This is a genomic window from Veillonella sp. R32 (assembly GCF_010093125.1).
GTDB lineage: Bacteria > Bacillota > Negativicutes > Veillonellales > Veillonellaceae > Veillonella_A.
This window is the reverse complement of sequence record NZ_NMZQ01000004.1, coordinates 66,428-77,883: the sequence shown is the minus strand read 5'-3', so window position 1 is coordinate 77,883 and position 11,456 is coordinate 66,428. Positions and strand designations below refer to the sequence as shown.

7 protein-coding genes and 1 pseudogene are annotated in these 11,456 nt (G+C 41.4%); 1 reads left to right on the top strand and 7 read right to left on the bottom strand.

The features are described from left to right. Positions 1 to 28 precede the first annotated feature (28 nt). Positions 29 to 160, top strand: a pseudogene (locus VER_RS01660) (hypothetical protein); the annotation flags it as partial. A gap of 85 nt (positions 161 to 245) precedes the next feature. On the opposite strand, the gene VER_RS01655 reads toward VER_RS01660, so the two are convergent. From VER_RS01655 to VER_RS01625, 7 genes are all read right to left on the bottom strand, one after another. Next, positions 246 to 2,342, bottom strand: coding sequence for a heavy metal translocating P-type ATPase (locus VER_RS01655; RefSeq protein ID WP_162099152.1), 2,097 nt, complete (start codon positions 2,340 to 2,342; stop codon positions 246 to 248). A 392-nt stretch (positions 2,343 to 2,734) separates the two neighbouring features. After that, a complete protein-coding gene (locus VER_RS01650) occupies positions 2,735 to 3,295 on the bottom strand; it encodes a Fe-S-containing hydro-lyase (protein WP_115310464.1) in 561 nt (186 codons plus the stop codon). A gap of 19 nt (positions 3,296 to 3,314) precedes the next feature. Then, positions 3,315 to 4,157 (bottom strand): fumarate hydratase, encoded by an 843-nt coding sequence (locus VER_RS01645; RefSeq protein ID WP_162099151.1) that lies wholly within the window; start codon positions 4,155 to 4,157, stop codon positions 3,315 to 3,317. 765 nt (positions 4,158 to 4,922) lie between these two features. Further along, on the bottom strand, positions 4,923 to 5,585 hold the full coding sequence (gene narI, locus VER_RS01640) for a respiratory nitrate reductase subunit gamma (RefSeq protein ID WP_162099150.1): 663 nt from the start codon (positions 5,583 to 5,585) through the stop codon (positions 4,923 to 4,925). Beyond that, complete coding sequence (narJ, locus tag VER_RS01635) at positions 5,582 to 6,154, bottom strand: nitrate reductase molybdenum cofactor assembly chaperone (protein ID WP_162099149.1); 573 nt, start codon at positions 6,152 to 6,154, stop codon at positions 5,582 to 5,584. Before narJ ends, narI begins: the two co-directional genes overlap by 4 nt. After that, positions 6,147 to 7,619 carry a nitrate reductase subunit beta gene (gene narH, locus VER_RS01630; RefSeq protein ID WP_162099148.1) on the bottom strand — a complete coding sequence of 491 codons (1,473 nt, stop codon included), beginning with the start codon at positions 7,617 to 7,619 and terminating at the stop codon, positions 6,147 to 6,149. Before narH ends, narJ begins: the two co-directional genes overlap by 8 nt. After that, the gene (locus VER_RS01625; RefSeq protein ID WP_162099147.1) at positions 7,609 to 11,331 is read right to left on the bottom strand and encodes a nitrate reductase subunit alpha; all 3,723 of its coding nucleotides are present in this window, start codon (positions 11,329 to 11,331) and stop codon (positions 7,609 to 7,611) included. The genes narH and VER_RS01625 overlap by 11 nt, the downstream gene beginning before the upstream one ends. Positions 11,332 to 11,456: the final 125 nt, after the last annotated feature.

Here is an 11,456-nt window from a genome sequence, read left to right as displayed (position 1 = left end):
AAACGGCTTTACATAAGGTTGTAACAATAAAATAAAAGCACTGAAACGTTGTGCGTTTGGAATACAAAACTTCGAACGCTTTCGTAATCGGATTTTATTCATTAATGCTAAAAAAGGACACGCAACAATTACGTCGCATGTCCTTCCTAAGAGTGCATAATCTCTTTAGCGCCCCAAAATTTGACAAAGAGCCGTTTTAACCGCAGGAGCGAAGCAAAGAACGCTTACTACGTGCCTACGAATATTTATTTTTTATACAAAATTCGAATGGAGTTTAATATACAAAGAATGGAAACCCCTGTATCAGCAAATACAGCCACCCACATATTGGCAAATCCAAAGAGGCCTAAAATCATAACTAAAATTTTAATACCTAAAGCTACCACTACATTTTGCCAAGCAATGGAAATGGTGTTCTTAGCAATACGGAAGGATTCAACCACGGAGCTAATGCTAGGACGCATATACACTACATCTGCGGCTTCAATAGCGGCATCAGCACCACTGCCCATAGCACCACCTACATCAGCACCAGCTAAAACAGGAGCATCATTAATACCATCGCCTACGAACATAGTAGAACCATATTCTTGGCGTAATTCCTTCATAACGCTTAATTTATCTACTGGCAACAATTCGGCGCGAACCGCACTAATACCGGCTTCTTTAGCCATATACGTAGCACCAGCCTTGGTATCACCTGTCAACATAATCGTTTTAAGGCCCCGTTTCGTTAATTTTAAAATAGCCTCTTTAGTATCAGCCTTTAATTTATCTGAAATCAAAATAGAGCCTGCATATTGACCATTAATAGCCACTAATACTTCACTACCATAAGCAGTAGATTCAATAGGATAACCTGTAACCTGAAGTTCTTCCATAAGGCGACGATTACCAACGGCTACGGTATCACCTTTTACAATACCAGTCATACCTCGACCGGACAACTCAGTAAGATCTTCCACACTGGCAATAAACATATTTCGTTTTCTAGCTTCGTTGGCAATACTAACCGCTACAGGATGCGTAGAGCGCACTTCTAAAGCCGCTGCATGAGCTAATACTGACAACTCATCAAAGCCTGTGGCACTATCAATAGCTTGTACTGCAAATTCACCCGTTGTAAGCGTACCTGTTTTGTCCATAGCTACGGCTTTAACATTAGTCAAGGCTTCCATGGATAAACCACCTTTAAACAAGATACCGACCCGAGAAGCACGGCCAATGCCAGAGAAGAAAGCTAACGGTACACTTAATACAAGGGCGCAAGGGCAACTAATAACCAAGAAGGTAAGCGCTGTATAGATCCAGTAAGACCAATTGCCCGTAATCAAGGACGGTACGACCGCTACTAGCACAGCTAACACCACTACAATAGGTGTATAGACACGAGCAAAGCGTGTAATAAAGCGGTCCAACTTAGGTTTAGTAGCGGCTGCATTTTCTACAGCATCTAAAATACGCGTTACCATAGAATCCTTTAATTCCTTATCTACGCGCATTAAGATACGACCACTCTGATTGATACAGCCTGATAAAATTTCAGTACCAGGGCCCGCTTGCGCTGGTACAGGCTCTCCGGTTACCGGTGCCGTATCAATACGCGTTGTACCTTCAATAATAGTACCATCTAACGGAATTCGCTCACCTGCCAAGACTTCAATTGTCTGACCAATACGCACTTCTTCAGGATTTACTAAACCAGCACGGCCCTGAGCATCAACTAAGCGTACTTGTTCAGGGCGCATATCAATCGCATCCATAATCGCCGAACGACTTCGTTCCGTAGCCCGTTCTTCAAAATAAGTACCAATGCGATAGAATAACATAACTCCTACCGCTTCTGGCGTTTCACCAATAATCAAAGCCCCTAACGTGGCTACACTCATCAAAAAGTTTTCATCAAAAACTTGGCCAGAACTAATATTTTTAATAGCATTCCATAAAACGCCCCACCCTAATAATAAGTAAGTAGCTAGTAGCATTCCTAGCTCAATAGGCTTCGGAATCCCCTCTGCAAAAGCTTCCACCAGCATGACTAAAGCACCTATAATTATCGCAACTAGGCCGCCTCCCTGAACATGGTCATGATCATGCTTGTGAGCCCCTTTAGCTTTACGCTCATAAACTTGTACTTCTACGCCGTCTTCAATGGAGTCACAAATCCCTTGAATTTCTGAAACTAACGCCGTAGTATCAGGCACGGTTGATGTAATCCGCAGTTGTTGCGTACCAATCGAAAACGAAGCGGCACTCACTGTTTCCAATCCCTTAATGCGATCTTCAATTTTAGCGGCACAGTTCGCACATGTTAAATTCTTAAGCAATAAGATTCGTTCCATTATTAACTCCTCGTGTGTCTGTCTAAACTAAAACGATACATAGTAACTCATTTTCTACTAGGTAACCTATACTCATGCCCTATTAGAAAGTCTACTTAGCTTTCCTAATCATTTATTACGACATATGAACATCTATTCATATGTTTCTATATAATTATTATATAGCCTTTGAAAATACTTGTCAATATAAGGGTATCCACTATAAAAATCTATCATAAAAGACCTAGATAGATAACAAAATAAATAACAAAAACACGGCTTATAAAAAGCCGTGTTCTGCGTTTGTTTAGTATAACTAGCACTTGTTGGAATGCCTTAGTGTTTGTATTTGTCTATATAGGCAGTGACTACATTGCCCATACTCGTAATCGTGTACCCTATATAGCTAATAATTAGTCTTCTTGACGATATGGTTCTTGACCAAGTTTGTAGAAGTCATTACCTTCACTATCGATTACAACGATAGCTGGGAAGTCTTCAACAGTCAATTCAGCTAATGCTTCTGGACCTAAGTCACCATAAGCAATAACTTCATATTTTTTAATAGATTTTGCGATTAAGGAAGCAGCACCACCAACAGCAGCGAAATAAGTTACGCCGTTTTTCTTCATGGATTCTACTACTTCTTTAGAACGAGAACCTTTACCAATCATGCCTTTGATACCTTGATCAAGCATTGTTGGTGTATAAGCATCCATACGACCGGATGTAGTAGGGCCTGCTGCACCAATTGGATCACCAGGTTTTGCTGGAGATGGTCCAAGATAGTAAACGATTTTGTCATGCCAATCGATTGGCAATTCTTCGCCACGAGCTAATGCTTCAGTCATAACTTTATGAGCAGCATCACGAGCGCTATAAATTTTACCAGTAATCAACACGCTGTCGCCAGCACGAAGCGTTCTGGATACTTCTTCGGTTAATGGTGTGGTAATGTGTTTTGTTTCAGCCATTTCAATCTTCCTCCTCAAATTAAATGATTTCTTCAGCATGACGGCTTGCATGGCAGCAAATTGTCACGGCTACAGGAAGACCAGCAATATGAGTAGCAGCCCATTCGATATTAACTGCTAACGCTGTAGTGGTACCACCAAGCTGAGGTCCAATACCAGTTTTGTTAATCATTTCTAACAATTCTTCTTCTAATTTAGCGTATTCTGGCATATCGTTACGTTTTTTAGTGGAACGAAGTAATGCTTTTTTGGAAAGCAATGCTGCATAGTCCATAGTACCGCCGATACCAACACCAAGAACCATTGGAGGGCAAGGGTTAGGACCTGCTTTTTTAACGATTTCCATAACAGCATTTTTAACGCCTTCAACGCCATCAGCTGGTACAAGCATTTTAACGCCAGATTTGTTTTCAGAACCGAAACCTTTAAGTTCCATATCAATTTTAACTTTGTCGCCAGGAACAATACGAGTATAGATAATGCAAGGTGTATTGTTACCAGTGTTTTTACGGTTGAATAAAGGTTCTGCTACTACAGATTTACGTAAGTAACCTTCTACATAGCCTTTAGCAACACCTTCTTGAACAGCGTCTTCTAAGTTGCCGCCTTCAAAGTGTACATCTTGACCAACTTCTAAGAATACGATGGTATAACCAGTATCTTGGCAGATTGGACGATCTTCTTCACGAGCAATTTCAGCATTTTTAATAATTTGGTCTAATACAACGCAACCTACAGGAGATTTTTCTGTTTCACGACCAGCTTTTAAGCCTTCATATACATCTTGTGGTAAATAGTAAGCCGCATTTTTACACATTTGGGCTACTGTTTCCGTCACTTTTGCTACATCAATAGTACGCAAAGTAATCCCTCCTCAACTTAAAACGAGTTTTCTGATGACTTAATCATAGCACACATGACAAGGGCTTTCAAACAAGTCCTATGCAGTTTAATCAAGTATTTATGTCCATTGAGAACTATTTGCAAAATACAATATTTAAAGCTATTAACTATGCTCCTGCCACTAAACGCCTACTAAAAGAGTACTCTTTTTATCGTTTTTCTGTATCAATATTCACTAATTATACAAGTCTATAAGTTTATAAAAATTGAAGGTAACTAACAAGTTATTCTCTATATCTTTTCCCCATTATGTGTCTGTATATTGTTACATTTCTCTACATTATATACATACGTTTTCCCTGCACACACTATACAAAGATTACGCCCATTTACGAGAAAATTTAGGCTATACGGAAAAAAGTTTTTCTCTAAAATACACGGAGTATATCGAATTTAACTATTTTTATTAATGATAATAATTACCAATTATATATTTAATTTCCCATTTTTTGACGGTATGTAATGTGCAAAAAAGACTTTTTAGCCTATTTTTTTGACGTTTTACGGACACCTATACTCAATCGGTATAGCCTATGCCCCTGTTTAATCATTAATTTACAATGAAAAAACAGGGTTTCACAACCAAAAGTTATAAAACCCTGTCTTATCACAAATTAATTGAATATCCTTGCAAATATCTGCCTAGCAAATAATATTCTAAACCTGTCAAGAAATAACAATTTATTTAATATATACCTTATAAACTCCCTATAAAATCTCTAAATTACCGCTTGCGATACACAATAGCACTTCGATTCAAATAGCGGAACGGGAAGCTTAAGCAATGCACTAAGCGACTAAAAGGGAAGATAATACACACTATCATCCAAGACAGCATATGGGCTTTAAAGATAGGTGGAATGTTGAGCATTAGCTCTGGTTGCGGCTGCAATACTAAGAGACTGCGAAACCAAGGGCCGATATAAGCCCGATAGTTAAATGCACCATCAGCATTCATCATCGTCCCTAAAAACCCCGTCAAAATAGTAATGCCTAGAAAAGCAAAGAGCCATACATCCATGGACGATGTGTTGACCTTCATATAGGATGTGCCAAAGCGACGTTTCATAAGCAATAAAAAGCCTACTACTAATAAAATGCCAGCCAAACCACCAATATATAAAGCCCCCGCATGATACAGATGTTCATCTACCCCTACCATTTCCGTCACTTCTTGAGGTACCAAAATACCACCTACATGGCCAAAGAAAACTAATAATAAGGCAAAGTGGAACAAAGGTCCTGCTATGCGCAATTGTTTTTTCTCTAAAAACTGACTCGACTTAGTGGTCCAATTGCGCTCCGATACCGTATAGCGCACTGCTGAGCCAATCACCAAGAAGGTAAACGCTATATACGGTAAAGCGACCCATACAAACTCACTCATCGTGTAGCCCCCTCCCAACGTTCAATCACCAGCAAAATCACATCTAAAACAAAAGCTTGTACTTGTTGACTATCAATCAAGCGTTGACGCAAAACGGCTAAACTAGCTTTACTATGCGTCAAAATAGGTAATGCCTCAGCTACCGCTAATGTACTGCATAACTCCAACAAAGCTGGCACATAATCAGGTAATTCACGCACCACTTCATAACCATGCTTTTGGTAAAACTCTTTATACACCAACAATTCAGCCGCTTGTTCTTCCGCATTTGTTGCATCATACGACGTTAAATACATATTAGTATTACCACTAAAATCAAATACACGCACATATTCATCTTCATAGTCCCGCTGTGTTTGACTTGTAATATATTCCACTACGGAGCCTAAGCTATCCTTAACAGGACTTTCTGCCCAAGTCGCTATGAGTGCGGCCACTTCATCTAAAGCCACCCACCAAGCTTCACTAGGATAGCTTAATAGGTAAGCACACACTTGTAAAACATCTTGCGCCCTATGTAATCGTTGTGATGCGTCAGTCCCTAACGTTGGTGCCACCGTATTATTCATGGCAACCACCTCCTGAACAGCCACCAGCCCCTACACTGCCAGAGCAACCACCAAAGGCGCAATCACTAAAACCACCTACGCCTTGATGTAATCGTTTTTCTTCTTGTGAAGCATTGAGACCTGCGGGAATGCGGAAACGATCTTTATACTTTGCTATGCCTAGTAAGCGATACATATCATACAAAGCATGAGGCCCATATTTTTCATCAAACGCGGTCGTTGCCTCACCACGAGTTCGCTGCTGCATGTAACGACGTAAGTCCAATAAAGTATCTAACACACGGCGAATCACCGCTTCATTGCCAGCAGCTAGTAATTGTGCCAAATATGCTACCGGAATGCGCATAGCCTCTGCTTCGGGGAAATGAACCGACGACGCTTGTTTATGTAAAATTGGGCTCATTGGCGGCACATACCACACCATAGGAACCGTACGATATTCTGCATGAAGAGGTAAAGCAATTTGCCACTCTTTAATTAAACGATAAACGGGCGACTCTTTGGCCGCTTTTAGCCAATTTTCTGGAATTCCTTCTTCCCGAGCAGCTTTAATTACAGCCGGATCACGAGGATCTAACACCACATCTAGCATATTCTCATAAATATCTTGTGGATTTTCAGTAGATGCTACCGCCGCAACTTTATCCAAATCGTAAAGCAGTACTCCTACGTAGCGCATGCGCCCTACACAAGTATCAGCACAAATCTGTGGCAAACCATTTTCTAAACGGGGGTAACAGAACACACATTTTTCAGCTTTATTAGTCTGCCAGTTATAATAAATCTTTTTATACGGACAAGCTGGTACACAATGACGCCAACCACGGCATACATCTTGTGAAATAAGGACTACCCCATCTTCATCACGCTTGTAAATTGCCCCCGAAGGACAAGCGGCTACACAAGCAGGATTTAAACAATGATTACATAGGCGTGGCAAATATTTCATAAAAATATCGTGGAAATCAAGAGCGATATTCTGTCCTAAGTTCTGTAAATTCACATCAGCACGAGCTGTGCTACCACCTGCTAAATCGTCTTCCCAGTTAGGGCCCCATTCTATTTCCATTTTTTCTTTAGTAATCAACGACCGCGGTCGTGCTACAGGCTGATTATTTTTACGCTTAGAATGAATCAATGTTTCATAGTCATAGGTCCAAGGTTCAAAATAATCCTTCAATTCAGGCTGTTCAGGATGGAAAAATAGTTTCATTAAGCGATTACCTTTAGAGCCCGTCGCTAATTCCAGCTTGCCATTCTTTAACACCCAACCGCCTTTCCAGCGATTTTGGTCTTCCCAATGTTTCGGATAACCTATACCAGGCTTCGTTTCCACATTATTAAAATACATGTATTCGGCCCCTTCACGGTTAGTCCACGTATTTTTACAAGTAATCGAACAGGTATGACAGCCGATACATTTATCTAAATTCATGACCATGGAAATTTGTGCTTTAATCTTCAAGCCAATCAACCTCCTTCATCTTACGCACTACCACAAGCATGTCGCGTTGATTACCGGTAGGTCCGTAATAGTTAAACCCATAACTTAATTGTCCATAACCACCAATCATATGGGTTGGTTTCATATGAATACGCGTTGGCGTATTATGTGTACCACCCCGGCCACCAGTAAAACTAGTGCCAGGTACATTAATATGACGATCTTGCGCATGGTGCATATACACTAACCCGCGTGGAATGCGTGGCGTCACTACCGCCCGCGAGGCCACTACACCATTACTATTGTATAATTCAATCCAATCATTATCAGTAACGCCAATTTCATTGGCATCGTCCTCGTTAAGCCATACGGATTGACCACCACGGAATAAGGTAAGCATCTGTGGCGTATCAAAATACATACTATGAATGCTCCACTTATTATGAGGCGTTAAATATTTGAGTGTAATTTCTGGGGTCCCATCATTTGGCAGAGCTTCCCGCATAGGCGCATAAGCTAAGATTGGTTTATATGTAGCCATTTGTTCGCCCCATTCCGCCATCATATCATGATCTAAGAAATAGGATTGACGCCCTGTAATGGTACGGAATGGCATGAGTAATTCCACATTATTCGTAAACGGCGTATAACGGCGATTATCTTTACCATTACCAGTAAAAATTGGCGTGCTAATAACCAAGCGTGGTTGAGCCACAATATCTTCAAAGGTAATGTGTTCACCACTACGGCCACCTGTCATTTTGGTTAAATCCGTAAGGCCTGTTAATTCTTCCGCCTTAGCCCAGCTCTTATGTGCAACGGCCCCATTCGTAGCAGAAGACATGGTAAGTACCGCTTGGCAGGCTTGGTACGCATCTTCAATCGAAGGACAGCCAATCCCTACATCACCAGTAGCAACCTCCGTCGTATTTCCTTCTTTAACACCACCTAAACTAGCATCACGAATCACACCGTTACGGGCTTTTAATTCTTCATACTGCTCACCAATATTGACAGCAATCCCATGAGCGCCTACGGCTCCATTCGCTAGATTAGGACCTAACGCACGTTGTTTTTCAAAAATACGCGTATAATCACGTGTCACTTCTACCAGTTGAGGCATAGTTTTACCTGGAATAGGTTCACAATCCCCGCGACTCCAATCGTTCACCACACCACCTGGTTGCGCTAGTTCTGCTTCCGAATCATGTTGCAGTGGCATAGCTACCATATCGCGATATACAGGCATGTTCACTTCTTTTGCTAATTTTGAAACCGCTTTACCTAAAGTCAAGAATATATCCCAGTCTGTTTTGGCTTCCCAACCAGGATCAACAGCGGGCTGGAAGGGATGCACAAAAGGATGCATATCGGTAGAGGATAAATCAGTTTTTTCATACCAAGTAGCCGTTGGTAACACAATATCAGAATACAAAGCAGAACCAGCCATGCGGAAATCTAAATCTACTAGTAAATCTAATTTCCCTTCACCCGCTTGTTCTCGCCACTTAATTTCAGTTGGCTTAGCGACTGGCTCATGGTTTTCTAATAGCCCATTTTTCGTGCCTAGCAAATGCTTCATAAAGTATTCGTGACCCTTAGACGACGAGGTAATGAGGTTCGCACGCCATACAATGAGATTGCGAGGGAAGTTTTCTGGCGCATCAGGATCTTCTACAGCAAAGGATAATTCTTTTTGTTTTAACTGCTGTGCCACAAATGTTTTTACATCACCAAATTCAGTAAGGCCTGCTTGTTTAGCCTCCTCAAAAATAGCGGCCCCACTTTTGTTAAAGGTCGGATAGGAAGGCAACCAACCAAGGCGAGCGGCCAACACATTATAATCACCTACGTGACGATAGCGTGGCGTTGCCAATGGCGATACTAAATCGTCAGTATCCATTTCATCAGTACGCCACTGATCCGTAGCGAAATAGAAGAAAGACGTACCATTTTGTAAACGAGGCACTGGCTGCCAATCTTTAGCACTCATAATAGCGCCCCAACCTTCAGCAGGGCGAAGTTTTTCCTGGCCCACATAGTGCGCCCAACCGCCACCGTTTTTACCTTCACAGGCACAGAATAATACAAGATTCAATACAGCGCGATAAATTACATCCGCATGGAACCAGTGATTGATACCACCGCCCATAATAATTAAGGAACGACCGCCCGTAGCAATGGCATTATCTGCAAATTCACGAGCCGTATGAATCACCATATCTGGCGCAATACCAGTATATTTTTCTTGCCAAGCTGGTGTAAATGGCGTATCACTGTTGTAATCCGTATTAACCTCGCCACCTAGCCCGCGATCTACACCATAATTAGCAAGTAATAAATCATATACAGTTGTCACATATACAGTGCCTGTACGAGTCTGCAATTGCTTAACAGGTACATGGCGGTCTAGTGTACGTTTTTCATCTAAATGACCAAAGAATGGTAACGTAACGGCCTTCACAGCATCATTACTATCAATAAACGATAATACAGGATTAATCGGTGCCCCATTCTCACTATTTTCTAATTTTAAATTCCATTTTGTTTTGTCACTCCAACGATGCCCCATTTGCCCATTAGGAATCACCAATGAATCGGTCGTTTCATCTAATACATAGTACTTAAATTCACTATGTGCTGACTTGTCGCCCATCATTTTAGCTGTTAAGAAATGGCCCGCCACTAACTTGCCATCTTGTTCTTCTAATTGCACTAAAAATGGAAAATCTGTATATCGTTTGGCATAGTCCACAAACATAGGCGTCGTATTATCTACATAATATTCTTTTAAAATAACATGTCCCATCGCCATAGCAAGAGCGCCATCAGAACCGGCCTTTACATTCAACCAAGTATCCGCAGCGGTAGTCGATTCCGCATAATCAGGGGATACGGAGATAACCTTAGTGCCTTTATAACGTACTTCTGTTAGAAAATGAGCATCTGGCGTACGAGTCTGAGGAACATTGGACCCCCAAGTCATAATATAGCCTGCATTATACCAATCACTACTTTCCGGTACATCCGTCTGATCCCCCCACACTTGAGGACTAGCTGGTGGCAAATCGGCATACCAATCATAGAAACTAAGGCAAGCACCACCCATAAGGTTCATGAAACGAGCGCCTGCTGCATAGCTAATCATAGACATAGCTGGAATTGGTGAAAACCCAAAATTACGGTCAGGCCCATAAGTCTGTACCGTATATAACATAGATGCCGCCGTAATTTCAGACGCTTCTTCCCAAGTAGAGCGCACAAAACCGCCCATACCACGAGCCGATTTATAACGCTTCGCTTTTTCTGGATCTGTCACAATCGATTTCCAAGCTTCTAACGCATTAGGGTATTCTTTTTTAGCGGCACGCCACATATCCGCCAATTCACCACGTACATACGGGTATTTCACCCGCAAAGGGCTGTACATATACCATGAAAACGATGCCCCACGAGGACAACCACGAGGCTCAAAATCTGGCATATCTGGACTTGTTTCAGGATAATCATGATCCTGATTTTCCCAAGTGACAATGCCATTTTTGACAAAAACATTCCAACTGCAAGACCCTGTACAGTTAACGCCATGAGTGGACCGTACGACTTTATCATAAGACCAACGATTGCGATACAAGGATTCCCAATCACGGCCTCCTTCATACACGGCTTGATGACCTGATTCACTTTTACTTTTAGGTGCTAAATAGGAAAATTTCTTAAAGAACGTGTTCATGCTGTGTCCCTCCTTATTACTTTCAGCATACCAAAGGAGGCCTTTAGGTTATGTGATTTTAATCACACAAGGTAAATAAATTTAATCCATTTGGACACATCCATCGATACACCTCTAAAAAGACC